This is a genomic window from Pseudomonas fluorescens group sp. PF-1, assembly GCF_054481335.1.
Window position 1 is genome coordinate 49127 of sequence record NZ_JBTMNG010000001.1, and the last position, 25363, is coordinate 74489.

The window sequence follows — 25363 nt, forward strand, 5'->3', positions numbered from 1 at the left end:
CCCCTGCTAGCCGTCGCCGACGCTCTCCTTTTCGAATAAGTACGCGATCCTGTCGCCTTCTCTGCGGCGCGGCCTCATTAAGCCAAAAGCTTAATTTCCCCCCTCCATAAATGATTACGTCATTCCTATATGAATCTGACTGAACTCAAGCAAAAGCCGATTACCGAACTGCTCGAATTGGCCGAACAGATGGGCATAGAAAATATGGCCCGTTCGCGCAAGCAGGACGTGATTTTCTCCCTGCTGAAAAAGCACGCGAAAAGCGGCGAGGAAATCTCCGGTGATGGCGTGCTGGAGATTCTCCAGGACGGCTTCGGCTTTCTCCGCTCTGCAGACGCCTCTTATCTCGCCGGCCCAGACGATATCTACGTCTCGCCGAGCCAGATCCGTCGCTTCAACTTGCGCACCGGTGACACCATCGTTGGCAAGATCCGTCCTCCGAAGGAAGGCGAGCGTTATTTCGCGCTGCTCAAGGTCGATACGATCAACTTCGACCGTCCGGAAAACGCGAAAAACAAGATTCTCTTCGAGAACCTGACCCCGCTGTTCCCGACCGTGCGCATGAAGATGGAAGCCGGTAACGGTTCCACCGAAGACTTGACCGGTCGTGTCATCGACCTGTGCGCCCCGATCGGCAAAGGCCAGCGCGGTCTGATCGTTGCACCGCCGAAAGCCGGTAAAACGATCATGCTGCAGAACATCGCGGCCAACATCGCGCGCAACAATCCTGAAGTTCATCTGATCGTGCTACTGATCGATGAGCGTCCGGAAGAAGTAACCGAAATGCAGCGCACCGTGCGCGGCGAAGTGGTTGCCTCGACGTTCGACGAGCCGCCAACCCGCCACGTGCAGGTTGCCGAAATGGTAATCGAGAAGGCCAAGCGCCTGGTCGAGCACAAGAAAGACGTGGTGATCCTGCTCGACTCCATCACCCGTCTGGCCCGTGCCTACAACACCGTGATCCCGAGCTCCGGCAAGGTGCTGACCGGTGGTGTCGATGCCCACGCCCTGGAGAAACCGAAACGTTTCTTCGGTGCCGCACGGAACATCGAAGAAGGCGGCTCGCTGACCATCATCGCCACCGCACTGGTTGAAACCGGTTCGAAGATGGACGAAGTGATCTACGAGGAATTCAAAGGCACCGGCAACATGGAACTGCCTCTGGATCGCCGTATCGCCGAAAAACGCGTCTTCCCGGCGATCAACATCAACCGTTCCGGCACCCGCCGCGAAGAGTTGCTGACCGCAGACGACGAGTTGCAGCGCATGTGGATCCTGCGCAAGCTGCTGCACCCGATGGACGAAGTGGCTGCCATCGAGTTCCTGATCGACAAGCTGAAAACGACCAAGACCAACGATGAGTTCTTCTTGTCGATGAAGCGCAAGTAAGTCGGTCAGGTCTGCAGAAGCCGGGGAAACCCGGCTTTTTGCTATCTGATTTTTGATCAAACGCCAGTTCGTGGTTCTGAACCGAAGGGTTCGGCGCTAAACTGCCAGCCCCCGAACGCCACGGCCAAAACGAGGCTCACGCATGCAGTATCGCGACTTGCGCGACTTTATCAGCGGCCTGGAACAGCGCGGAGAACTCAAGCGCATCCAGGTTCCGGTGTCCCCTGTGCTGGAAATGACCGAGGTCTGTGACCGTACGCTACGCGCCAAGGGCCCGGCACTGTTATTCGAAAAACCAACCGGTTACGACATTCCAGTGCTCGGCAACCTGTTCGGGACGCCTGAGCGCGTCGCACTGGGTATGGGCGCGGAAGCGGTCAGCGAGCTGCGCGAAATCGGCAAGCTTCTGGCGTTCCTCAAGGAGCCCGAGCCGCCGAAGGGGCTCAAAGATGCCTGGTCCAAGCTGCCGATCTTCCGCAAGATCATCTCGATGGCGCCCAAGGTCGTCAAAGATGCCATTTGCCAGGAAGTGGTCATTGAAGGCGACGATGTCGATCTTGCCATGTTGCCGGTACAGACCTGCTGGCCTGGCGACGTTGCCCCGCTGATCACCTGGGGCCTGACCGTCACCAAGGGCCCGAACAAGGATCGCCAGAACCTCGGTATCTATCGCCAGCAAGTGATTGGCCGCAACAAGGTCATCATGCGTTGGTTGAGCCATCGTGGTGGCGCGCTGGATTACCGTGAATGGTGCGAGAAGCATCCGGGCCGGCCGTTCCCTGTAGCTGTGGCCCTGGGCGCCGACCCCGCGACCATTCTCGGCGCCGTGACCCCGGTGCCCGATAGCCTCTCAGAGTACGCCTTTGCCGGCCTGCTGCGCGGCAACCGAACCGAACTGGTGAAGTGCCGTGGCAACGACCTGCAAGTGCCGGCCACGGCTGAAATCATCCTTGAAGGCGTGATTCATCCAGGCGAAATGGCGGACGAAGGTCCGTATGGCGACCACACCGGCTATTACAACGAAGTCGACAGCTTCCCGGTGTTCACGGTCGAGCGCATTACCCACCGCATCAAGCCGATTTACCACAGCACCTACACCGGGCGTCCACCGGATGAACCGGCGATTCTCGGGGTGGCGCTGAACGAAGTGTTCGTGCCGATCCTGCAGAAGCAGTTCCCGGAGATCACCGATTTCTACCTGCCGCCTGAAGGTTGCTCGTATCGCATGGCCGTCGTGACCATGAAGAAGTCGTATCCGGGCCACGCCAAGCGGGTAATGCTCGGCGTCTGGTCGTTTTTGCGACAGTTCATGTACACCAAGTTCGTTATCGTCACTGACGACGATATCAACGCACGGGACTGGAACGACGTGATCTGGGCCATCACCACGCGCATGGACCCCAAGCGCGACACGGTGATGATCGAAAACACGCCGATCGACTACCTCGACTTCGCCTCTCCGGTGTCCGGCCTGGGCTCGAAGATGGGGCTCGATGCCACGCACAAGTGGCCGGGCGAAACGACGCGGGAATGGGGTCGGGTCATCGTCAAGGACGAAGCCGTGACCAAACGGATCGATGCCATCTGGAATCAGTTAGGAATAGATTGATGCGTGTAACTTTGCAGCCCTCCGGAGCAGTGCTGGATATTCTGCCCGGCGAGCGGATTCTCGATGGCGCACGCCGTCTGGGTTATGAATGCCCGCAAAGCTGTCGTAACGGTAATTGCCACGTGTGTGCCGCGCTGCTGGTGGAAGGGCGTGTCGAACAGGACGGCGGTGTGCGCGACCATGGCGAGTTCTACACTTGCATAGCAGAGCCGCTGGAAGACTGCATCGTGCTGTGGGATGGCGTGCTCGCGCTGGGAGAATTGCCGGTGCGCAGTCTTTCGTGTCAGGTCACCAGTTGTACCGACGTCGGCGGTGATACCTGGCGGGTCCGACTGCGGGCCCCGGCCGGCAAGCCGCCGCGCTATCATGCCGGCCAGTACCTGATGATTCATCGGGACAACGGCGAAAAGTCGTCCTTTTCCCTGGCCTCGGCCCCTTCCTCCGGGCGTGATCTGGAAATCCACGTGCTGGCGCGTGAAGCCAGTGCGCTAAACCTGATCAAGCAACTGCAGCGCGACGCGATGGTGCGGATCGACATGCCGTTCGGCGACACGCACCTGGCCGAGTTGCCGGACGGCCCATTGGTTTTGATTGCCGCAGGCACCGGCATGGGCCAGGTCCACGGCTTGATCGAACATTGTCGCGCCACCGGCTTCAAGCATCCTGTGCATCTGTATTGGGGGGTGCGTCGTCCCGAAGACTTTTATCAAATCGAGCATTGGGACGAATGGCTGAAGTTGCCCAATCTGTTCCTGCATAAAGTCGTTAGCGATCAATGCGGATGGCAGGGGCGCTGCGGCATGTTGCATGAAGCCGTTTGCGAAGACTTTCCCGATCTCAAGGCGCTGCACGTGTACGCCAGTGGCTCGCCGGCGATGGTCTACGGCACGCTGGATGCGCTGGTCGAGGCCGGGATGGACGCCCATCAGATGCGCGCCGACGTATTTGCGTACGCGCCGCGCTCTTGAGCCGCGATCTTGAGCCACGATCTTGATCCGCGATCTTGATCCACGATTTTGATCCGCGATCTTGATCCACGATTTTGATCGCCGCCCGGCAAGCCTTTTCTAGAAGCGTATGCCCGTGGTCACCATGGCCGCGTTGGCGCCGAGGAATACCAACTCGGCGGCCAGCGGGCCGTAGTGTGCGCCAACGGATGGAATGATCACCGGCGCAATGCCGAAGTGGTTGAGCGGGATCTTGTCCTTGTACTGGCCGCTGTAGCCTTGGAGCAGTCCGCCGGTCACTTTCAGATACACCGGATACTCGGCACTCTCATAGCGTTTACCGACATAGGCATAGTTGGAGCGCTGGCGGAACGAGTTGCGAAACGTCGCCCCGCCAAATACCCAGCCAGAGGCTTGATTGCGTTCAATGCCAATCAGGTCCTGATTGTTATTGTGGTCGGGATCAGGCGAGTAATGTTTGGTGTAGACGCTGGTCTGTGCATACCAGAAGCCTTTGTCTTGTTGTGCATCATCCGTCGCCATTACATGGCTGGCCTGGATCATTAACAACATGGCGACAAGCCCCGCTTTTTTCATCATTCAGCCTCTGTTAAACACTACGGCTTGCGCCTGGGGAGGTCGTTATACGTGGGCGCCCGGCAACGGGGGAAGGCAGAAAATCCGAGAGTTCAGTAGGAAATTTCCTGCGTATTATGAACCTGCCCTGAACAGGCCGAATGCTTATGCATATGTCATTCAGGTATTTAAGTCATTCTGAAAATAGTATTAGGCTATATAAAACGGGATGGCTGCGGTGATTGCCGGTATTTAGTGGTATCACGAGTGTCATACATCTCTTAGCACTTTTCGTTTTACGGTTACTGCTATATGTTCTATGTAACGAAATTTGCTACATCTTGTAATACTTGTGGGGCCGAACACTTCCGCCATGACAGCCATTGAATCGACTTTTCTGAATCTGGCTTACCCTCCGCGGCTCGATCTGGGGCCGCAGCTCACTCACGAACAATTGCTCAGCTCGATGCAGTCGACCATGGCACGCCACAAGGGCGGCCCGGTCTGGTTGTTCGCGTATGGGTCTCTGATCTGGCGTCCCGAATGCACGGCGGTTGAGCGGGTTCGCGGCCGGGTGCACGGCTACCATCGCGGCTTGTACCTGTGGTCCCACGAACATCGCGGCACACCGGAGATGCCCGGCCTGGTGTTTGGCCTTGATCGTGGCGGCTCTTGCAGTGGATTTGCCTACCGACTGCCGGAAGAGCAATTGGAGGCCTCGCTGTATGCGCTCTGGAAAAGGGAGATGCCTTTTCCGTCCTATCGTCCGCACTGGCTCAACTGCCGCCTTGAAGACGGCAGCCAGGTTCAGGCGTTGGGTTTTGTCCTGGAGCGGCACCTGCCCAGCTATGCCGGTAACTTGCCGGATCACGTGCTCAGCCATGTGTTCGAAAACGCGTGCGGGCGCTACGGCACCACTCGCGATTATGTCGAGCAAACCGCCCACGCCCTGCGTAGCCATGCCATGCCCGATCGGAATCTGGAAGCGCGACTCAAGCGCTGCAAGTCAAAGTCCGATCAGGCGGATGCACCGCCGATGTGAGCGGGCGTAGCAAACACTACCTGCACACCCGCTTCGTTGCTTTAGAGCTACGAGTGAATAGGCCAGAACAACCTCGTCAGTTGTTCTGGCCTTTTTTGTGTCCGGTGAAGGCTCAGCGAACCTGCACCACCACTTTCCCGACCGCCTTGCGCTGGCCGAGGTCATTGATGGCCTGTGCGGCGTTGCTCAGCGGGTAGATCTGCGATACCAGTGGCTTCAACTTGCCTTCGGCGAACCAGCCGAACAATTGCTGAAAGTTCGCCGCGTTGTCCTGTGGCTGACGCTGGGCAAATGAGCCCCAGAACACGCCGACCACGGCGGCACCTTTAAGCAGGGCGAGGTTTACCGGCAGTTCGGGGATGCGTCCGCTGGCGAAGCCCACCACCAGCAGGCGACCATTCCAGGCGATAGCGCGGATGGCCTGGTCGAACAGGTCGCCGCCCACCGGATCGTAGATCACGTCGGCGCCCTGGCCATCGGTCAGGCGTTTGATTTCGTCCTTGAGGCTGGTTTCGCTGTAGTTGATCAGTTCATCGGCGCCGGCGGCCTTGGCCACGGCGAGTTTTTCGGCGCTGCTGGCGGCGGCGATGACCCGGGCGCCCATGGCTTTGCCGATTTCCACGGCGGCCAGACCGACACCGCCGGAGGCGCCGAGTACCAGCAGGGTTTCACCCGGTTGCAGGTTGCCCCGTTGCTTGAGCGCATGCATCGAAGTGCCGTAGGTCATGCTGAAGGCGGCGGCAGTGTTGAAGTCCATGGAAGGCGGGATGGGCAGTACGTTGTAGCCCGGTACCGCGACCTGTTCGGCGAAGCTGCCCCAACCGGTCAGGGCCATGACCCGGTCACCGACCTTCAGGTGGCTGATCTTTTCGCCCACCGCGCTCACCACGCCAGCGGCCTCGCCCCCGGGGGAAAACGGGAAGGGCGGTTTGAACTGGTATTTGCCCTCGATGATCAGCGTGTCCGGGAAATTCACCCCGGCGGCGTGCACGTCCAGCAGGATTTCGTTCTTCTTCGCGACAGGACTGGCGACGTCTTCCAGCACCAGCGATTCGGCAGGGCCGAAGGCTTTGCACAGCACGGCTTTCATCAGGGCTATTCCTTTGGGAGTGATGGCCGATAAGTGTAGGTGTGTGAGTCGAGGGGTCAACGAGCATGCCCGGCCCTGATAGTCAGCCATAAGCTTGTGCTTGAGCGGCGGGTCGTTATGCTAGGCCGCAAACCGGATAAGGAGTGAATTGTGAAAGCGTGGATCGTGTTGATGCTGGCCCTGTCTCTGCCTGTGGCAGCGGTGGCCGAAGAGGCAAAAGAAGGTGAGGCTCCGAAGGTCAACTACATCACCCTCAGCCCGCCATTCGTGGGCAACTATGGGTTGGACGGTACGCCGAAGCTCAAGGTCTACAAGGCCGACGTGGCATTGCGCGTGACCGGTGACGAGGCCACCAAAGCGGTGAAAGCCAATGAACCGCTGATCCGCAATCAACTGGTGGCGCTGTTCGCCCAGCAGACCACCGAGACGATGAATAACGTCGAAGCCAAGGAAAAATTGCGTCAGGAAGCCCTGAAGCAAACCCAGCAGGTCATGACTGACGAAACCGGCAAACCGGTGGTCGAGGATCTGTTGTTCAACAACCTGATCATCCAGTAACGCCGGATCTACAGGCGCTGGGTTACTGGTGATCGCGCCTTCGGGCGCGCGATCACCAGCCAGCCATGGGGCTGGCAGGAGCATCGTTTCAGGACGCCAGGCTCTTTCGAAACCGCATCAGCGCGATCGCAAAGAACAGCAGGCCGATGGCGGTCAGCGCGAGCAAGTCCGGCCACACCACGCTCAGCCCCGCATCGCGAAACAGGATCGCGGCGCTAAGGCTGACGAAGTGTGTCGACGGTGAACCTTGCATCACCCACTGCAACCACTGCGGCATGCTGTCGAGCGGCGTACTGCCGCCGGACAGCAGCAGCATGGGAATGATGACCGGAATGGCCAGCAGACCGAACTGCGGTGTCGAGCGGGCCAGGGTCGCGAGAAAAATCCCCAGTGCCGTACTGGCGAACAGATAAACGGCCGTCACCATCAAAAACAGGCTCATGGAACCGGCCAGCGGTACGCCGAGCGCGCCTTTGACGATCACTTCCAGTGAAATCCAGGTGCACACCACGACGACGAGCATGTTGCTCCAGATTTTTGCCAGCATGATCTCCAGCGCCGTCAGCGGCAGCACCAGTAAATGGTCGAGGGTGCCGTGTTCGCGCTCACGCAGCAGAGCCGTGCCGGTGAGGACGATGGCGAGGATGGTGATGTTGTTGACGATCTGAATCACGGCCAGGAACCAGCCACCTTCCAGATTCGTATTGAACAGCGAACGGGTGGTCAGCAGGATGGGGGTCTGGCTGGCGGGATCGCTCTGACCACTGTAGGTCACCAATTCACGCTGGAATATCCGCCCGATGTAGCCGGCCCCCATGAACGCCTGGCTCATGGCCGTGGCATCGACATTCACTTGCACCGCAGGCTGGCGACCGGCCAGCAAATCCGTCTGAAAATTCGCCGGCACGTTGATCACAAAGGTGTACCGGCCACTGTCCAGGACTTGATCGAGTTGCCCATAAGGCAGCGCTACAGGGTGTTGAAACTCGGGTGGTTGCAGGGCCTGGGCCAGTTGTCGTGACAGCATACTGTGATCTTCGTCCACCATCGCTACGCTGGCGTTGTGCACGCCAATCACCGAGCCGGCCGCCGGCATGTAGATCGCCACGGTGAAGGCGTAGAACAGAAAGACCAGCAACACGCTGTCGTGCCGCAGGCTGGTCAGCTCCTTGATGCCCAGACGCAAGATGTGAGCGAGCTTGTGCATCAGGCCTCCTGCTTTTTCAGCATGATCAGGCTCAGCCCGGTGAACCCGAGAAAGAACCCGAACAGCGCCAGGCATTGCGGCCACAGCTGCCGCAGGTCCAGCGCTTTGGTAAACGTGCCGACGGTGATATCGAGGAAATAACCGGCCGGAAACAATATCCCCATCACCGCCGCCGCACCCTCAAGGGAGGAGCGCGGCACGATCAGCCCGGAGAACTGGATGGTCGGCAGACTGGTGATGATCATGGTGCCGAGGATCGCGGCGATCTGGGTGCGGGTGAATGCCGAGATCAACAGGCCCATGCTGGTCGTCGCCAGTACGTACAGCAGTCCGCCGAAGGCCAGGGTGAGCCCGCTGCCCTTGAAGGGGACGCCGAACAGCCAGCGGTTCATCGCCGTCAGCACGGCCAGATTGATCAGGCTGATCGCCAGATACGGCGCCTGTTTGCCCAACAGGAACTCCAGTCGGGTCAGTGGCGTGGCATAGAAATTGGTGATCGATCCCAGCTCTTTCTCCCGCACGATCCCCAGGGCCGTCAGCATGGCCGGGATGAACGCGAGGATCAGCGCCATCACCCCGGGGCCGATGGCGTTGACGCTGACCACGTCCTGGTTGTAGCGGAATCGGGTTTCCAGTTTGGCCGCTGCGGGCGCATTCCGTGCGCGACTGCTCTGTTCGGCCAGTCGTTCCAGGACTGACTGGTGCACCGCTTCCACGTAGTTACGGCTGGTCTCGGCACGAAACGGCATGCCCCCATCCAGCCAGGCGGCTACGGCGGGCTGGCGTCCGGCGTACAGGTCGCGACCAAACCCCGGCGGGATCTCCAGCGCGAGTTTGATTTCCGAGCGTTGAAGGCGTCGGTGCAGTTCTTTCGTGTCGTGGATGGGGGATTGTTCGGCAAAGTAGCGAGAGCTGCGAAACGCCTCCAGATAGGTGCGACTTTGCGGCGTCTGGTCTTGATCGAATACGGCGAACGCGAGTTTTTCCACGTCCAGCGAAATGCCATAGCCGAAGATCACCATCATGAAAATGGCCCCGAGCATGGCAAAGGCCATTCGCACTTTGTCGCGCAGCAACTCCTTGCCTTCGCGGGTGGCCACGGCCACCAGGCGCCCGACACTGAAACGGCGCTCCTTCATCGGCTTGGCCGGTGTGACAGGTGCAGGGTCCGGGGTGGGCGCAGCTGGTGTTTCGGTTGCTCCCTGAGCCTGTTCCAGGCAGGTGACAAACGCTGCTTCCAGCGTTTCGCCGTTGAACTGTTGTTGCAGCGCCGCCGGGGTGTCGCAGGCCAGCACCTTGCCAGCGTGCATCAGCGAGATACGGTCGCAGCGCTGGGCCTCGTTCATGAAGTGGGTAGAGAGGAAAATCGTCACGCCTTGCTCGCGGGACAGTTCGATCAGCAGTCGCCAAAAGTCGTCTCGCGCGGCCGGGTCGACACCGGAAGTGGGTTCGTCGAGGATCAGGACTTCCGGACGATGCAGCACCGCGACGGCCAGCGACAGCCGCTGGCGCAAGCCCAAGGGCAAAGCGCCGGATTGTTGGTCGGCCACGCCGCCCAGGTTGAAGCGCTGGATCAGTTCGTCGATGCGCTGGACGCTATCGGCCTTGGGCAAATCGAACAGGCGGGCGTGCAAGTCGAGGTTTTGTCGCACGCTGAGCTCGCCATACAACGAGAAGCTCTGGGACATGAAGCCGACCCGTTTTCGCGTGGCCAGGTCCTTGGCGTTCACCGGATTGCCCAGCAACGTGGCGCTGCCTTCGCTGGCCGGCATCAGTCCGGTGAGGACTTTCATGGTGGTGGTTTTGCCGCAGCCGTTGGAGCCGAGGAAACCGAAAATTTCGCCGCGACCGATGGCGAAGCTGACTTTGTCCACGGCAGTAAAATCGCCGAAGCGCAGGGTCAGGTCGTGAGCCTCGATGGCAATGTCGGTGGTGGAGCCGGGCCGGGGGGGAATCACCAGTGGCTGGTTATCGTGGCCACTGTCGCCCTGGAAATGGGTGAACGCCTCGTCGAGTTTGCCGCCGGGCGTGACGGCCGCCAATTCGCTGCTCAGGCCCGTGGCGATCAAACGACCGCCGTCGAGCATCAGGCAATGTTCGAATTGCTCGGCCTCTTCCATGTACGCGGTAGCCACCAGCAGCGTCAGTTGCGGGCGTTGACGCCGTACATCGTCCACCAGTTCCCAGAAGCGCCGCCGGGACAAGGGATCGACGCCTGTGGTCGGTTCGTCGAGGATCAGCAGGTCCGGCTCGTGGATCAGCGCGCAGCAGAGGCCAAGCTTCTGCTTCATGCCGCCAGACAGTTTGCCGGCCGGGCGATCGGCGAAGCGCAACAGATCGGTGGCCAACAGCAAGCTGCGCCTGCGCTGGTCGCATTCGGCTTTTGACAGGCCGAACAGTGTGGCGAAAAATTGAATGTTCTCGCTGATCGACAGCTCGGGGTACAGGTTGCCGCCCAGGCCTTGAGGCATGAAGGCGATACGCGGGTAGAGGCTATTGCGATGGCGACGGTCCTGGATCGAGCCGCCGAGCACCTCCAATTGCCCTTGTTGCAGGGTTTTAACGCCCGCGATCAAACCCAGCAAACTCGACTTGCCTGCACCGTCCGGTCCGATCAGGCCGCAGCGTGTGCCGGTCGGCAGACTGAAGCTGATGTCGGTCAGGGCCTGCTGTTTGCCATACAGGTGGTTGATGCCGGTGGCCTGCAGCGCCAGGCCGTTCATTGCAGTTTGGCCGGCCAATCAATCGGTGCGGTGCGCACATAACCGGCACCGGGCATGCCCGGCTTGGCCTGGGGCAGGGCGCCTGGATCGGTCAGGCGCAGTTTGACGCGGAACACCAGTTTTTGCCGTTCGTCACGGGTTTCGACTTCCTTGGGAGTGAATTGCGACTTGGCGGCGACGAAATTGATTTTGGCCGGCAGCGGGCGGTCGGGCAGGGCATCGAGCAGGATTCGCGCATCATCGCCAACCGCCAGGCGCCCGGTAACGGAGGCAGGAAGGTAGAGGTTCATGTACTGGTCGCTGGGGTCTATCAGCAACAGCACGCGCCCGCCGGCACCCAGCACCTCGCCGGGTTCGGCCATGCGCAACTGGACGACCCCGTCAATGGGTGCGCGCAGGCTGGCGTCATCAATTTCGCTGGTCAACATCGCCACTTGAGCCTGGGCCGCACCAATTGTCGCACCGACCGCCGAGACCTGGGCTTTGGACGCGGCGACTGCAGCGACGCCGGTGTCCAGGCGCGCCTGTTGTTGATCGACGATCTGGCCACTCACGAAACCGTGTTTGATCAATTCCTGAGAGCGCTTGAGCTCCTGTTGAGCCAGCAGTTGTTCGCTCTGGCGCAGTTGCACGTTGGCCTGGGCGGCGGAAAGGTTTTCCCGGGCACGCAACACCTCGGCTTCAGCCTGGTTGCGCTGTGCTTCGAGGGTGCGGGTATCCATGCGGGCCAACAGTTGGCCCTTGGTGACCTTGTCGCCTTCATCGACGAGCACCTCTGCCAGTCGCCCGGGTGTTTTGCTGGCGATCTGTACTTCAGTGGCTTCGAGGCGGCCATTGCCGACGTACAAGCCTTCAGGCAAGCGGTCATGCATTGACTTCCAGTAACCGAAGCCTCCGGCGGCCATCAGCAAAACCATCAACGAGCTGGCGAAGAAAATCGAAGAGCGACTGTGTGTTGACATGCGGGCATCCTGCGACTGTTGCGTCCTAGTCTGACTGATCGAGCACCGAGGCGATTTGATACCCGTCAACTGAGGGACAAGACTAATCTGATTGGCCAGGCAAATGGGGGCTATCGGCGCTTTCTGCTTTATTTAACGTAAATCGAGCACTGCCGCCCATTGCTCGGCAGTCACCGGCATCACGGATAACCGACTGCCTTTCTGCACGAGTGGCAGTTGCGCCAATGCGGTTTGCTGTTTCAGGTAATCGAGTTTCAACACCCTGGAGAACGTCTCGACATGGGCGACATCGATTGCGCTCCAGGCGTTTTTCTCCGCGGTTGCCTTTGGATCGTAATAATGACTTTCAGGCTCTAGTGCCGTGGGGTCCGGATACGCCGCTTCGACAATCTGGCCAATCCCGGCAATCCCCGGCTCGGGGCAGCTGGAGTGGTAGAAGAAGAACTCGTCCCCTACCGCCATGGCCCGCAGGAAATTACGCGCCTGATAGTTGCGAACCCCGTCCCAGCGCGCTTTGCCGAGCTTCTCCAGACCTTTGATCGAGAGTTCGTCGGGCTCGGATTTCATCAGCCAATAGGCCATGTTTTTTGCTCCTTGCGAGGTGAGTGGACAGGTGGTCCGGCCATTTTATGACAAACCGACAGTCGGTTGACGTCAGCGTTTGCGTGCCGGTTCACGTTGTCGCAAAATGCCGGCCTTTAAAGCTTGACGCTGCTGCACGGCCAACAAACGGAAACCGCTGCTGTCATCGTGTTGATGTGCCTTTGGGGGGCAATCGATGAAACGCAAACCGGATTTACTATGGATTTTGGTTATTTTGTTCGGCCTTGGGGTCGTGACCACCGGTTATGCCCAAAGCCTTTGGACCAACAAGACCGATGCACCGGTCGAGGTCGCACCGTTGCAACAACAGTCGACCGCTTTCAAACGCTGAACCTGTCTTTCGACGCCGCTGATCCCGGTGGCGTCTAGCCTGCGTAATACCAGGCCTTGTCCGTCACCGTGCCCTGCAACGGCACATCCCAGCTTGCCTGAGCCAGGCGCTCGACCTTCTGACATTCGTGGGCCAGTCCCAGTAGCGTCGGCTTGCGCCAGTCATGACGGCGGGCCAGATAAGCCAGGCTGCGATCATAGAAGCCGCCGCCCATGCCCAGGCGTCCGCCAACATCGTCAAACCCCACCAACGGCAGCAGCACCAGGTCCAGCGCCCAGACTTTGCGTTGTCGGGCGAGGTTATGCCTGGGTTCGAGAATCCGGAAGCGATTGGGTTTGAGTTTTTCGCCGGGGCGAATGCGCTGGAACACCATTTTGGTTCGCGGCCAGGCGCTGAGCACCGGCAGATAGGTGGCCTTGCCCCGACGCTGGGCGGCACGCAGCAGCAGGCGCGGATCGATTTCACCGTCGGTGGGCAGGTATAGAGAGATGTGTCTGGCGCGGCGAAACAGCGGTTGCTGGGCCAATTGCTTGTACAGCCCGCGAGCGGCCTGGCGCTGCTGACTGGCTGTCAGTGCGCGGCGGGCCTTGCGCAGCATGCGTCGAAGTTGCGGGCGGGGAAGCAGCGCAGGTTCGGTCATGGATTCGGGCTTCAGCAGATCGGATACGTGAAGCGTACCCGTAAAAACGCCGATGCCGGTATTAAAACCGGCATCGGACTGCAATCAGGCTCCCCGGGTGAACCGCTGTCGACTTAGCCCTTGAACCCGAAAGTTCAAGGTGGAAGATGCAGTAGGCTTTAAGGCTTTCCGTCTAGCGGACATGCACACCAGCCCAACGTGCAACCTCCAGGGTATAGCAAATCGGCTCAGGGACATCGCCAACTGGCAAGCACCCCAGGGAGTGTTGGGAGTATAACGCAAGCGTTGGCGCGAATCAGCCTTTGGTGACGTCCGGATCGGTCGACAGCACCAAATCGACACGATCGAGCAGGTCTCGCACCTGTTCGCGGGTCGAGCCGCTGGCCTGAACATCCGGGCGTTCTTCCTTGTGCAGCAGGTCGTGTGTGATGTTCAACGCGGCCATGACGGCAATGCGATCGGCGCCGATGACTTTGCCGCTGCTGCGGATTTCACGCATCTTGCCGTCCAGGTAGCGAGCGGCGCTCACCAGGTTGCTGCGTTCTTCCTGGGGGCAGATGATCGAATATTCTTTGTCGAGGATCTGCACGGTGACGCTATTGCTTGAACTCATGAGTCTTGCTCCAGGGCCTTGAGGCGCGAAATCATCGATTCGACCTTACGCCGGGCGATTTCGTTTTTTTCAATGAGGTGAGCGCGTTCCTCGCGCCAGGTCTTTTCCTGAGCTAGTAAGAGTCCGTTTTGGCTCTTTAGTTGCTCGACGCGGGTAATCAGCAGTTCGAGTCTGGCCATCAGCGCTTGCAGGTCGGTGTCTTCCATTGTCTTCACTGTCTGATGGGGGGCGAACTGTAGGAGCGAGCCTGCACGCGATGGTCGCCAGCGTTACCACCGGGGCCCTGACACCCTATGGCGTTCTCGGGTTCATCGCGAGCAAGCTCGCTCCTACAGAGGAGTCGATGTAGGATACAAGGCCTTCATTCTAGACATAGCGCCGTCTGGCGCCTAGCTACCCATGCCCATTCAGAATTCCCCGTACCAAGCTTTCGCCACCCTGCTGACATCCAGCGGTCATAACGTCTCGCCTGCCGAATTGCACGGCTTGCTGCTCGGCCGCAGTTGCGCCGGTGCCGGTTTTGATGTCGAAGGCTGGCTGATCGATGCCGCCGAGCTGCTGGAAACCGAGCCACAGGACAACGTCCGCAATGCCTTGATCGGCCTGCAAGAGATGGTCAAGGGCGAACTCACCGGCGACGACGTGACCGTCGTTCTGCTGCTGCCAACCGATGAGACCCCGCTCACCGAACGTGCCGCGGCGCTGGGTCAGTGGTGTCAGGGTTTCCTCAGCGGTTTCGGCCTGAACTGCCGCGACAGCAGCATGCTGAGCACTGAGGCGACCGAGGTGCTGCAGGATCTGGCGGCGATTTCCCAAGTGCAGGATGCTCTGGAAGAATCCGACGACGGTGAAAACGACTACATGGAAGTCATGGAGTACCTGCGCGTCGCGCCGCTGCTGCTGTTTTCCGAAACCAGGAAGCCGGACGCGCCTGCTGCCGCCAAACCGTCGCTGCACTGATCAACGCCAGGGAACGCCATCTGCCCATGATCCATATCCCGAAATCGGAATACAGCCGTCGCCGCAAGGCCTTGATGGCGCAGATGGAACCCAACAGCATCGCCATCCTGCCCGCCGCCGCAGTGGCCATTCGCAACCGCGATGTCGAGCACGTTTACCGCCAGGACAGCGATTTCCAGTACCTCAGCGGTTTTCCAGAGCCTCAGGCCGTGCTGGTATTGATGCCGGGGCGATTGCACGGTGAGTACATCCTGTTCTGCCGCGAACGCAACGCCGAACGCGAGTTGTGGGACGGCCTGCGTGCCGGGCAGGAAGGCGCGATTCGCGACTTCGGCGCCGACGATGCTTTTCCGATCACTGACATCGACGACATCCTGCCAGGCCTGATCGAGGGTCGTGACCGGGTGTATTCGGCCATGGGCAGCAACCCGGAATTCGACCGGCATCTGATGGAGTGGATCAACGTGATTCGCTCCAAAGCCAATCTTGGCGCCCAGCCGCCGAACGAATACGTTGCCCTGGATCATTTGCTTCACGACATGCGCCTGTATAAATCAGCGGCAGAAGTGAAAGTGATGCGCGAAGCTGCGCGGATTTCCGCCCAGGCCCACGTGCGTGCGATGCAGGCCAGCCGTGCCGGGTTGCACGAATTCAGCCTGGAAGCCGAGCTTGATTACGAATTCCGCAAGGGCGGGGCGAAGATGCCGGCCTACGGTTCGATCGTTGCGGCGGGGCGCAACAGTTGCATCCTGCATTACCAACAGAATGACGCGGTACTCAAGGACGGCGATCTGGTGTTGATCGACGCCGGGTGCGAAATCGACTGCTATGCCAGCGATATCACGCGCACCTGGCCGGTCAACGGCAAATATTCCGCGGAACAGAAGGCCATCTACGAATTGGTGCTGGCGGCGCAGGAAGCGGCGATTGCCGAGATCGCCCCGAACAAACACTGGAATCAGGCCCACGAGGCCACGGTCCGGGTGATTACTGCCGGTCTGGTCGAGTTGGGGCTGCTGCAGGGCGATGTCGACGAGCTGATCGCCAGCGAAGTCTACAAGGCGTTTTACATGCACCGTGCCGGGCACTGGCTGGGCATGGATGTGCATGACGTCGGCGAATACAAAGTCGGCGGCGAATGGCGCGTGCTGGAGGTCGGCATGGCGCTGACCGTGGAGCCGGGGATTTACATCGCCCCGGATAACCAGAGCGTGGCAAAGAAATGGCGGGGCATTGGCGTGCGCATCGAGGACGACGTGGTGGTGACCAGAAGCGGCTGTGAAATCCTGACCAAAGGCGTGCCGAAAACGGTCGCCGAGATCGAGGCCCTGATGGCCGAAGCACGGACACAAGCGGCATGAGTCGAGTCAATCTGGCGATTATCGGTGGTGGCCTGGTCGGTGCCAGCCTGGCGTTGGCCTTGCAGGCCGGGGCCAAGGCCCGTGGCTGGAAGATCCTGTTGATCGAGCCTTTCGCTCCCGGTCACACCTGGCAACCCAGCTACGACGCGCGCTCCACGGCGTTGTCCTTCGGCGCCCGGCAGATTTATCAGCGGTTGGGCGTGTGGCAGGAGATTTCCCGTCGCGCCGAGCCGATCAAGCAGATTCACGTCTCCGACCGTGGGCGCTTTTCCACGGCGCGGCTGTCGGCGATGGAAGAGGGCGTTCCCGCGCTGGGTTACGTGGTGGAAAACGCCTGGCTCGGGCAATGCCTGTGGCAAGGCCTGGACAAGGACGTGATCAGTTGGCGCTGCCCGGCGGAAGTCACGCGCATGGAGCCGCTGACCGATGGCTATCGCCTGACCCTCAATGACGAAACCACTCTGGAGTGCGACCTGGCTGTGCTCGCTGACGGCGGCCGTTCCGGGCTGCGCGAGCAGTTGGGCATCGGCGTCAAGAAACGCCCGTACAACCAGAGCGCGCTGATCGCCAACATTACGCCGAGCGAAGCCCATAACGGCATGGCATTCGAGCGCTTCACCGACGATGGACCGATGGCGCTGCTGCCGCTGCAGGATAACCGTTGTGCGCTGGTGTGGACTCGCCAGGGCATGGACGCGCAAAGGCTGGCCGCCCTCGATGAACGCAGTTTTCTCAGTGAATTGCAGGGTGTGTTCGGCTATCGCCTCGGCACCCTGAAGCAGGTCGGCGCCCGGCATCTGTATCCGCTGTCGCTGGTGGAGGCCGAAGAGCAGGTGCGCCCGCATCTGGCGATTCTCGGCAACGCCGCTCACAGCCTGCATCCGATTGCCGGCCAGGGTTTCAACCTGTCTCTGCGCGATGCCCAGGCGTTGGCCGATGCGTTGCTCGCCAGCGAACAGGCGCTGGGGGATTTCGCGACCTTGCAGGCCTACCGCGAACGCCAGCGCCTGGATCAGAACCTCACCGTGGGCTTCTCCGATCAGGTCACGCGCTTGTTCGGCAGCACTCAGCCGTTGGTTTCCATGGGCCGTAACCTGGGCCTGCTGGGCCTCGATCTCTTGCCACCGGCCAAGCGCTGGTTCGCCCGGCAGGCCATGGGCCTGGGTACGCGTCCCGATGTTTAAGTGGCTGACCCAACAATTCGGCAAGGCGCGGCTGATGCGCTGGTTCATGGGCCTCTATCCGCCGTACCTCGGTGCCGGGGTTCGAGTGCGGCACATCAGCGATGACTTTCGCGACATCCAGGTGTCCATGGGATTGAACTGGTACAACCGCAATTACGTCGGCACCCAGTTCGGTGGCAGCCTGTATTCCATGGTTGACCCATTCTTCATGTTGATGCTCATGGAAAACCTCGGGCGCGACTACATCGTCTGGGACAAGGCCGCCGACATCGATTTCATCGCGCCGGGCAAAGGCACGGTGTATGCCCGTTTCAACATCGACGACACCTTGCTCGACGAGATCCGTCGGCAGACCGCGGGTGGCGAAAAGTACCTGCCGCAATTGCAGGTCGATATTCACGACGGTGCTGGCCATCTGGTAGCGCGCGTTGGAAAAACCCTTTACGTGCGGCTCAAGCCGCAAGCGAGACAGGCTTAAAGCATGGAAATGCGCGCAGATCTGCTGATTGTCGGAGCCGGAATGGTCGGCAGCGCCCTGGCGCTGGCGTTGCAGGACAGCGGGCTGGAAGTCCTGTTGCTGGACGGCAGCCCTCTGAGTGTCAAACCCTTTGACGTCCAGGCACCGTTCGAACCGCGAGTCAGCGCCTTGTCTGCCGCCAGTCAGCGGATTCTCGAGCGGCTGGGTGTGTGGGACGGCATCGTCAGCCGCCGCAGCAGTCCTTACAGCGACATGCAGGTCTGGGATGGCAGTGGCACCGGGCAAATCCACTTCTCGGCCGCCAGCGTGCATGCCGAGGTACTGGGCCATATCGTCGAGAACCGCGTGGTTCAGGACGCCTTGCTTGACCGTTTGCACGACTGCGACCTGGGCATGCTGGCCAACGCTCGTCTGGAACAAATGCGCCGCTCTGGCGACGACTGGCTGCTGACCCTGGCCGATGGCCGCACCCTGCGCGCGCCTTTGGTGATCGCAGCGGATGGCGCCAATTCGGCGGTGCGGCGCCTGACCGGTGTCGCGACGCGCGAGTGGGATTATATGCACCATGCGATCGTCACCAGTGTGCGCAGCTCAAAACCTCATCAAACGACCGCCTGGCAGCGCTTTACCGACAATGGCCCGTTGGCGTTCCTGCCGCTGGAACGGGACGGTCAGCAGGATTGGTGTTCGATCGTCTGGTCGACCACGCCGAGCGAAGCCGAACAGCTGATGGCGCTGGATGACGAAGGCTTTTGTCGCGCGCTGGAGCGGGCCTTTGAGGGCCGGCTCGGCACCGTGCTCAGTGCCGACCCGCGCCTGTGCGTCCCCCTGCGTCAGCGCCATGCCAAGCGATACGTCGCTGAGGGCCTGGCGTTGATCGGCGACGCGGCCCATACCATCCACCCGTTGGCCGGGCAGGGCGTGAACCTCGGGTTTCTCGATGCCGCCGTGCTGGCCGAAGTGCTGCTGCAAGCGTCGAGCCGGGGTGAGCGCCTGGCGGATGTGAAAGTGCTGAGTCGTTACGAGCGCCGGCGAATGCCTCACAACCTGGCGCTGATGGCGGCGATGGAAGGGTTTGAGCGCTTGTTCCAGGCCGATCCGTTGCCTGTGCGCTGGTTGCGTAATGCCGGGTTGAAAATGGTCGAGCAGATGCCTGAGGCCAAGGCGTTGTTCGTGCGCGAGGCCCTTGGGTTGACCGGGGACTTGCCGGCGCTGGCCAAGGCCTGAGATTTTTACCGAGGCTAATGGCCCCATCGCGAGCAAGCTGGCGATGGGGGGCCGGAACATCCACCGTGGATTTCCTGCGGTGCAACATCTGGTAACTCCTCCGCGAACTGTTCGATTGAGAAGCTAAATGTGAGTCCTTATCATTTGCCCTCACTTTTCCAATCGAGAGACTGCTCCCATGTTGGCACCAAAGCGTCTATTGACCGCACTGGCCCTGACCCTGATAGGCAGCACCGCCGCCCAGGCTGCCGACGAGGTGGTGGTCTACTCCTCGCGTATCGATGAGCTGATCAAACCGGTGTTCGATGCCTACACCGCGAAAACCGGGGTCAAGGTGAAGTTCATCACCGACAAGGAAGCACCGCTGATGCAGCGGATCAAGGCCGAGGGCGAGAACGCCACCGCCGACCTGCTGCTGACCGTCGACGCCGGCAACCTCTGGCAAGCCGAGCAGATGGGCATCCTCCAGCCGTTCACCTCGAAAACCATCGACGCAAACATCCCGCCTCAGTACCGCGCATCGTCACACGCCTGGACCGGCCTGAGCCTGCGGGCGCGGACCATCGCCTATTCCACCGAGCGGGTGAAGCCGGGTGAATTGACCACCTACGAAGCCCTGGCCGACAAGAACTGGGAAGGTCGCCTGTGCCTGCGCACGGCGAAGAAGGTCTACAACCAGTCCCTGACCGCCACCCTGATCGAAGTCCACGGCGCCGAGAAAACCGAGAAGATCCTCAAGGGCTGGGTCAACAACCTGTCCACCGACGTGTTCTCCGACGATGTCGCGGTGCTGGAGGCCATCAACGCCGGTCAGTGCGACGTCGGCATCGTCAACACCTACTACTACGGACGTCTGCACAAACAGAAACCTGATCTGCCGGTAAAACTGTTCTGGCCGAACCAGGCGGATCGAGGCGTGCACGTCAATCTGTCCGGCATCGGTCTGACCAGGCATGCCCCGCATCCGGAAGCCGCCAAGGCGCTGGTGGAGTGGATGACCACGCCTGAGGCGCAGAAAATCTTCGCCGACGTCAACCAGGAGTTTCCGGCAAACCCTGCCGTACAGCCATCGGCTGAAGTCGCTGCCTGGGGTCAGTTCGTGGCCGATACCTTGCCGGTGGAAGTCGCCGGCAAGCGTCAGGCCGAAGCGATTCGCATGATGGATCGCGCTGGCTGGAACTGAGTTGTGGCGAGGGGCCAGCTCCCTCGACACAGATTGACGCCACTGTCGACTGACGGTGGCTTCACACTATTCTAGAGATCTTCCTTGGCCCACCCCGCCCAACGCCGCTGGTACCCGCTGGTCTTCGCCATCGCTGCGCTGGTCCTGCTGCCCCTGAGCGTCTTGCTGCTTTCCTGGCAAACCATCGACCAGCAGATCTGGTCCCACCTGTGGGACACGCAGATGTCACGCTTGCTGGGCAACACGGTGACGCTGGTGCTTGGCGTCGGTATCGGCGTCACGTTGCTGGGCGTGAGCCTGGCCTGGCTCACCAGCCTCTGCGAATTCCCCGGCCGGCGTTGGCTGGACTGGGCGCTGATGCTGCCGTTTGCGATTCCGGCCTATGTGCTGGCGTTCGTTTTCGTCGGGCTGCTGGATTTCGCCGGCCCCGTGCAAACCCTGCTGCGCGAGTGGTTCGGAACGGGCATGCGCTTGCCTCGGGTGCGTTCCACGGGCGGGGTGATTCTGGTTTTGGTGCTGGTCTTTTATCCCTACGTTTATCTGCTGGCACGTACGGCGTTCCTGGCTCAGGGCAAGGGCTTGATGGAAGCGGCACGCGTCCTCGGGCAATCGCCCTGGCAGGCATTCTGGCGGGTGGCGTTGCCCATGGCGCGACCGGCCATCGGCGCGGGCGTGGCATTGGCACTGATGGAAACACTGGCGGATTTCGGCGCGGTGTCAGTGTTCAACTTCGACACCTTCACCACGGCGATCTACAAGACCTGGTACGGGTTTTTCAGCCTCTCCACCGCCACGCAACTGGCCAGCCTGTTGCTGTTGGTGGTCATGGTGGTGCTGTACGGCGAGCGTCGCGCGCGGGGCGCCAACCGGGCGAGCAATGAACGGCCACGGGTCAAGGCCTTGTATCACCTGCGAGGTTTCAAAGCGCTGCTGGCCATGAGCTGGTGTGGGCTGGTCTTTGCCTGTGCCTTCGTCATTCCGATGCTGCAATTGCTGGTGTGGTTCTGGCAGCGTGGGCGCTTCGATCTGGATGAGCGGTACGCCGGGCTGATCGTCCACACCTTGTACCTGGGCGCCATGGCAGCGCTGATCACCGTCAGTGTCGCTCTGGTGTTGGCATTCGCCCGGCGCCTGGCGCCCACCCAAGGGATCCGTGCCGGGGTCAGTCTGGCCAACCTGGGCTACGCCTTGCCCGGCTCGGTGCTGGCGGTGTCGATCATGCTGGCGTTCAGTTACCTGGACCGCGAGTTGGTGATTCCGCTGTCCGCATGGCTGGGTGGGGCTGGCAAGCCGCTGCTGCTGGGCAGTCTGTCGGCGTTGTTGCTGGCTTATCTGGTGCGCTTCATCGCCGTGGCCTATGGGCCGCTGGAAAACAGCCTGGCGCGTATACGGCCTTCTTTGCCCGAAGCGGCACGTAGCCTTGGCGTCAGTGGGCCACGACTGTTTTTCAAAGTGTATCTGCCGCTGTTGCTGCCCGGCTCATTGAGCGCGGCGCTGCTGGTATTCGTCGACGTGCTCAAGGAAATGCCCGCGACCCTGCTGATGCGCCCGTTTGGCTGGGATACGCTGGCGGTGCGGATCTTTGAAATGACCAGCGAGGGTGAGTGGGCGAGGGCATCTTTGCCGGCGTTGACCCTGGTATTGGTAGGGCTGCTACCGGTCATCGGATTGATTCGACGTTCGGCACATCGAAACAGCTAGGTGTCAGTCCTACACCTTGCAGCTACAATGCGCGGCATTCGGTGCGGTCCGTCTGACAGACAAGGTAGTGAAAATCGGCTGGAAGCCTTTTATTTCAAGGTTTTCACTCAAATAGACACTCAACCGCGCCTTCGCCACGCCCGGAAGGAGAAACCCATGGGACAGCGTACGCCTCTGTATGACCTTCATCTCGCTCTCGGCGCGAAGATGGTCGATTTTGGCGGTTGGGATATGCCTCTTCATTATGGATCGCAGGTCGAGGAACACCACCAGGTGCGCCGCGACTGCGGTGTGTTCGATGTATCCCACATGACCGTGATCGATGTCGGCGGCTCCCAGGCCAAGGCCTGGCTTCAGCATCTGCTGACCAATGACGTCGAACGTTTGCACAGCTCGGGCCGTGCCTTGTACAGCGCCATGCTCAACGAGCAAGGTGGCATCGTCGACGACATGATCGTGTATCGCCTCGACGACGGTTATCGCCTGGTGGTCAATGCCTCTACCCGCAATCAGGATCTGGCGTGGATGCAGGCCCATCTCGACGGCTTCGATGTAACGCTCAGCGAACGTTCCGAAATGGCGATGCTGGCCATTCAAGGTCCCCACGCCAGGCACAAAGTGGCCGAGCTGGTGACCCAGTCCCGTGGCAACCTCATCCAGCTACTCAAACCCTTCGAAGGGCACCCCGACGGTGACTGGTTCATCGCGCGCACCGGTTATACCGGTGAAGACGGCCTGGAGATCATCTTGCCAGCCAATCAGGCGCCAGGATTTTTCAATGATCTGGTCGGCGCGGGCATTTCCCCGATTGGCCTTGGCGCTCGGGATACCTTGCGGGTCGAGGCCGGGATGAATCTTTACGGGCAGGACATCGATCTGGCGGTTTCGCCGCTGACGTCCAACATGGCCTGGAGCATCGCCTGGGAACCGGTCAGTCGCCAATTCATCGGTCGCACGGCTTTGGAAGCCGAGCAGAGCGGCGGCATACAGCACAAACTGGTCGGTCTGGTGCTCGAGGAGCGCGGGGTTTTACGCGCTCATCAAGTCGTTCGTATCGCTGATGTTGGCGAAGGGGAGATCACCAGTGGTAGTTTCTCTCCTACGCTTAGCAAGTCGATTGCACTGGCGCGCGTGCCGATGGCAACTGCCGACCGCGCAGAAGTGGAAATCCGTGGCAAGTGGTACCCGGTCCGAGTGGTCAAACCGACCTTCGTACGCCATGGCAAAACCTTGATTTAACCTATTCTGGCGGCATCGACCGCTGACAATTCCTGAGGATACAGAACATGAGCGATATCCCTGCCGACCTGCGTTTTGCCGAAAGTCACGAATGGGCACGCCTGGAAGCCGATGGCACCGTCACCGTGGGCATCAGCGATCACGCGCAGGAAGCGCTGGGTGATGTGGTGTTCGTCGAGCTGACCGAAATCGGAAAAGTCTTTGCTGCCGGTGATCAATCCGGTGTGGTGGAATCGGTAAAAGCCGCGTCCGACATCTACTCCCCGGTTGCCGGTGAAGTGATCGCGATCAACGAAGAGCTGAGCGCCTCGCCAGAGCTGCTGAACTCCGACCCGTACGGCGCATGGATCTTCAAACTCAAGCCAGGCAACGCCGCTGACCTGGACAAGCTACTCGACGCAGCGGGCTACAAAGCCGCCATCGGCGAGTAAGGTACACCCCGCAGGAGCCGGCAACCCGGCTCCTGCGGGGGTGGACTCAAGGCTTGAGCACGGCTTTGACCGCTGCCACCGAGCGTTCGACGTCCGCTTTGGTCATTGCCGTAAACATCGGCAGCGAGACAATCAAGCGTCCCACCCGTTCGGCTGTCGGGAACATCCCCTCCTTGAAACCGCGCTCGCGGTAAAGACTCAGCAAGTGAATCGGCGGGTAGTGATAGCCGATACCGATACCCAATGCCTGCATCTGTTCCATGAAAGTGGCTCGGGCCGGTTTGCCATCCTGGCGTTCAGGCAATACCAGCTGGAACAAATGCCAGTTGCTGTTCTCGAAGTCCGCCGGAGGGAGTTGCGCCCCGTACTGCGCTTCGAAATCTTCGCCAAAACAACTGAAGTAGTGTTTGGCCAGTTCCCGTCGATGTGCGGTGATCGCTTCGAGATGGGCAAATTGCCCCAGGCCAATGGCCGCTGCGACATCGGTCATGTTGAACTTGCCGCCCAGCACATCGACATCCAGGCCATCAAAGCCGCTGCGCGTAACGCCCTGCAAACGGTACTTTTCCGCCAGCTTCACTTCTTCGGCATTGTTCAGCACCAGGCAGCCGCCCTCCGACGAGGTGACGTTCTTGTTTGCCTGAAAGCTGAAAGAAACGAAATCGCCGGTCGAGCCGATGCGCTGGCCGTTCCAGCTTGAGCCCAACGCTTGCGCCGCGTCTTCGATGATCCGCAGGCCATGCTTGTGTGCCAGGGCGTACAGGCGAGTCATGTCCACGGGCAAGCCGGCCAAATACACCGGGATGATGGCTTTGGTGCGTGGGGTGATCGCGGCTTCCACCTGATCCAGATCGATATTACGGGTCACCGGGTCGATATCGGCGAACACCGGTGTGGCGCCGACTTCCAGAATGACGTTGGCGGTGGCGACCCAGGAAATCGGGGTGGTGATCACTTCGTCACCCGCTCCGATGCCGGCGATGCGCAAGGCGATTTCCATGGTGCAGGTGCCGGAGTTGAACGTGCGCACCGGGCGTCCGCCAAAGTACTCCGACAGTTGCGCTTCAAAGGCCTGAACCTTGGGGCCGCTGGTAATCCAGCCCGAACGCAGGACTTCACCGACGGCCGCGATGGTGGCTTCGTCGATAGTGGGTTTGGAGAAGGGCAGGAAAGGCAGTTGGCTCATAAAAACAGGGACCTCATCAGCGGATATTGGGTACGCGACGAGCATGATGATCCGTAATGCCCGGCGGCGCCATGCTCTCCGTGTCGGCGCTGGCTGCTATGCTGGTTTGACCGTGTTGCATCG

General features: G+C 60.5%; 25 protein-coding genes and 1 other RNA gene. 15 read left to right on the forward strand and 11 right to left on the reverse strand.

Going from position 1 to position 25363, the window contains the following annotated elements:
* Nucleotides 1–129 precede the first annotated feature (129 nt).
* The 3 genes from rho (at nt 130) to ACX3YD_RS00275 (ending at nt 3966) form a co-directional block, all read left to right on the forward strand.
* On the forward strand, nt 130–1389 hold the full coding sequence (gene rho / locus ACX3YD_RS00265) for a transcription termination factor Rho (RefSeq protein WP_017845130.1): 1260 nt from the start codon (nt 130–132) through the stop codon (nt 1387–1389).
* A gap of 142 nt (nt 1390–1531) precedes the next feature.
* Nucleotides 1532–2998 (forward strand): 4-hydroxy-3-polyprenylbenzoate decarboxylase, encoded by a 1467-nt coding sequence (gene ubiD / locus ACX3YD_RS00270; protein WP_103402895.1) that lies wholly within the window; start codon nt 1532–1534, stop codon nt 2996–2998.
* The gene (locus ACX3YD_RS00275) at nt 2998–3966 is read left to right on the forward strand and encodes a CDP-6-deoxy-delta-3,4-glucoseen reductase (protein ID WP_103402894.1); all 969 of its coding nucleotides are present in this window, start codon (nt 2998–3000) and stop codon (nt 3964–3966) included. The genes ubiD and ACX3YD_RS00275 overlap by 1 nt, the downstream gene beginning before the upstream one ends.
* 99 nt (nt 3967–4065) lie before the next feature.
* Here the strand turns inward: ACX3YD_RS00275 and ACX3YD_RS00280 are convergent, their stop codons facing one another.
* Nucleotides 4066–4542 carry a sn-glycerol-3-phosphate transporter gene (locus ACX3YD_RS00280; RefSeq protein WP_458960379.1) on the reverse strand — a complete coding sequence of 159 codons (477 nt, stop codon included), beginning with the start codon at nt 4540–4542 and terminating at the stop codon, nt 4066–4068.
* A 352-nt stretch (nt 4543–4894) separates the two neighbouring features.
* Here ACX3YD_RS00280 and ACX3YD_RS00285 point away from each other — a divergent pair, with 352 nt between their 5' ends.
* The gene (locus ACX3YD_RS00285; protein ID WP_103402892.1) at nt 4895–5563 is read left to right on the forward strand and encodes a gamma-glutamylcyclotransferase; all 669 of its coding nucleotides are present in this window, start codon (nt 4895–4897) and stop codon (nt 5561–5563) included.
* A gap of 112 nt (nt 5564–5675) precedes the next feature.
* Here the strand turns inward: ACX3YD_RS00285 and ACX3YD_RS00290 are convergent, their stop codons facing one another.
* Nucleotides 5676–6653: an NADPH:quinone oxidoreductase family protein gene (locus tag ACX3YD_RS00290; RefSeq protein WP_458959032.1), complete on the reverse strand. Its 978-nt coding sequence runs from the start codon at nt 6651–6653 to the stop codon at nt 5676–5678.
* A 150-nt stretch (nt 6654–6803) separates the two neighbouring features.
* Here ACX3YD_RS00290 and ACX3YD_RS00295 point away from each other — a divergent pair, with 150 nt between their 5' ends.
* Nucleotides 6804–7211, forward strand: a complete 408-nt coding sequence (locus ACX3YD_RS00295) for a flagellar basal body-associated protein FliL (RefSeq protein WP_047534823.1) — start codon at nt 6804–6806, stop codon at nt 7209–7211.
* Nucleotides 7212–7299: 88 nt separating this feature from the next.
* Here the strand turns inward: ACX3YD_RS00295 and ACX3YD_RS00300 are convergent, their stop codons facing one another.
* The 4 genes from ACX3YD_RS00300 to ACX3YD_RS00315 form a co-directional block, all read right to left on the reverse strand.
* Nucleotides 7300–8418 (reverse strand): ABC transporter permease, encoded by a 1119-nt coding sequence (locus tag ACX3YD_RS00300; protein WP_103402891.1) that lies wholly within the window; start codon nt 8416–8418, stop codon nt 7300–7302.
* A complete protein-coding gene (rbbA, locus tag ACX3YD_RS00305; RefSeq protein WP_103402890.1) occupies nt 8418–11141 on the reverse strand; it encodes a ribosome-associated ATPase/putative transporter RbbA in 2724 nt (907 codons plus the stop codon). Before rbbA ends, ACX3YD_RS00300 begins: the two co-directional genes overlap by 1 nt.
* On the reverse strand, nt 11138–12103 hold the full coding sequence (locus ACX3YD_RS00310; protein ID WP_103402889.1) for an HlyD family secretion protein: 966 nt from the start codon (nt 12101–12103) through the stop codon (nt 11138–11140). Before ACX3YD_RS00310 ends, rbbA begins: the two co-directional genes overlap by 4 nt.
* 132 nt (nt 12104–12235) lie before the next feature.
* Nucleotides 12236–12685 carry an EVE domain-containing protein gene (locus ACX3YD_RS00315; protein WP_458959033.1) on the reverse strand — a complete coding sequence of 150 codons (450 nt, stop codon included), beginning with the start codon at nt 12683–12685 and terminating at the stop codon, nt 12236–12238.
* A 196-nt stretch (nt 12686–12881) separates the two neighbouring features.
* On the opposite strand from ACX3YD_RS00315, the gene ACX3YD_RS00320 reads away from it, so the two are divergent.
* Nucleotides 12882–13037, forward strand: a complete 156-nt coding sequence (locus tag ACX3YD_RS00320) for a hypothetical protein (protein WP_090466451.1) — start codon at nt 12882–12884, stop codon at nt 13035–13037.
* A 34-nt stretch (nt 13038–13071) separates the two neighbouring features.
* On the opposite strand, the gene ACX3YD_RS00325 is transcribed toward ACX3YD_RS00320, so the two are convergent.
* From ACX3YD_RS00325 to ACX3YD_RS00340, 4 genes are all read right to left on the reverse strand, one after another.
* Entirely contained in the window at nt 13072–13677 is a 606-nt protein-coding gene (locus tag ACX3YD_RS00325) for a 5-formyltetrahydrofolate cyclo-ligase (protein WP_047539134.1), read from the reverse strand.
* 86 nt (nt 13678–13763) lie between these two features.
* Nucleotides 13764–13942: non-coding RNA, 6S RNA (ssrS, locus tag ACX3YD_RS00330), on the reverse strand.
* Nucleotides 13943–13972: 30 nt separating this feature from the next.
* Entirely contained in the window at nt 13973–14290 is a 318-nt protein-coding gene (locus tag ACX3YD_RS00335; protein WP_007899404.1) for a cell division protein ZapA, read from the reverse strand.
* Nucleotides 14287–14496, reverse strand: a complete 210-nt coding sequence (locus tag ACX3YD_RS00340; RefSeq protein WP_007982902.1) for a TIGR02449 family protein — start codon at nt 14494–14496, stop codon at nt 14287–14289. Before ACX3YD_RS00340 ends, ACX3YD_RS00335 begins: the two co-directional genes overlap by 4 nt.
* A gap of 193 nt (nt 14497–14689) precedes the next feature.
* Between ACX3YD_RS00340 and ACX3YD_RS00345 the strand changes: the two genes are divergently transcribed.
* The 9 genes from ACX3YD_RS00345 (at nt 14690) to gcvH (ending at nt 24054) form a co-directional block, all read left to right on the forward strand.
* Nucleotides 14690–15250: a YecA/YgfB family protein gene (locus ACX3YD_RS00345; protein WP_103402887.1), complete on the forward strand. Its 561-nt coding sequence runs from the start codon at nt 14690–14692 to the stop codon at nt 15248–15250.
* A gap of 26 nt (nt 15251–15276) precedes the next feature.
* Complete coding sequence (gene pepP / locus ACX3YD_RS00350) at nt 15277–16611, forward strand: Xaa-Pro aminopeptidase (RefSeq protein WP_458959034.1); 1335 nt, start codon at nt 15277–15279, stop codon at nt 16609–16611.
* Nucleotides 16608–17795: a 2-octaprenyl-6-methoxyphenyl hydroxylase gene (gene ubiH / locus ACX3YD_RS00355; RefSeq protein WP_458959035.1), complete on the forward strand. Its 1188-nt coding sequence runs from the start codon at nt 16608–16610 to the stop codon at nt 17793–17795. Before pepP ends, ubiH begins: the two co-directional genes overlap by 4 nt.
* Complete coding sequence (locus ACX3YD_RS00360) at nt 17788–18273, forward strand: DUF4442 domain-containing protein (RefSeq protein WP_458959036.1); 486 nt, start codon at nt 17788–17790, stop codon at nt 18271–18273. The genes ubiH and ACX3YD_RS00360 overlap by 8 nt, the downstream gene beginning before the upstream one ends.
* A 9-nt stretch (nt 18274–18282) precedes the next feature.
* A complete protein-coding gene (locus tag ACX3YD_RS00365; protein WP_458960380.1) occupies nt 18283–19500 on the forward strand; it encodes a 2-octaprenyl-3-methyl-6-methoxy-1,4-benzoquinol hydroxylase in 1218 nt (405 codons plus the stop codon).
* Nucleotides 19501–19678: 178 nt separating this feature from the next.
* Nucleotides 19679–20683 carry an extracellular solute-binding protein gene (locus tag ACX3YD_RS00370; RefSeq protein WP_047534780.1) on the forward strand — a complete coding sequence of 335 codons (1005 nt, stop codon included), beginning with the start codon at nt 19679–19681 and terminating at the stop codon, nt 20681–20683.
* Between the two features lie 84 nt (nt 20684–20767).
* Entirely contained in the window at nt 20768–22384 is a 1617-nt protein-coding gene (locus ACX3YD_RS00375) for an ABC transporter permease (protein ID WP_103402883.1), read from the forward strand.
* Between the two features lie 156 nt (nt 22385–22540).
* The gene (gene gcvT / locus ACX3YD_RS00380) at nt 22541–23623 is read left to right on the forward strand and encodes a glycine cleavage system aminomethyltransferase GcvT (RefSeq protein WP_103402882.1); all 1083 of its coding nucleotides are present in this window, start codon (nt 22541–22543) and stop codon (nt 23621–23623) included.
* Between the two features lie 47 nt (nt 23624–23670).
* Nucleotides 23671–24054, forward strand: a complete 384-nt coding sequence (gene gcvH / locus ACX3YD_RS00385) for a glycine cleavage system protein GcvH (RefSeq protein WP_103402881.1) — start codon at nt 23671–23673, stop codon at nt 24052–24054.
* Nucleotides 24055–24100: 46 nt separating this feature from the next.
* On the opposite strand, the gene ACX3YD_RS00390 is transcribed toward gcvH, so the two are convergent.
* Complete coding sequence (locus tag ACX3YD_RS00390; protein WP_458959037.1) at nt 24101–25240, reverse strand: DegT/DnrJ/EryC1/StrS family aminotransferase; 1140 nt, start codon at nt 25238–25240, stop codon at nt 24101–24103.
* Nucleotides 25241–25363 lie beyond the last annotated feature (123 nt).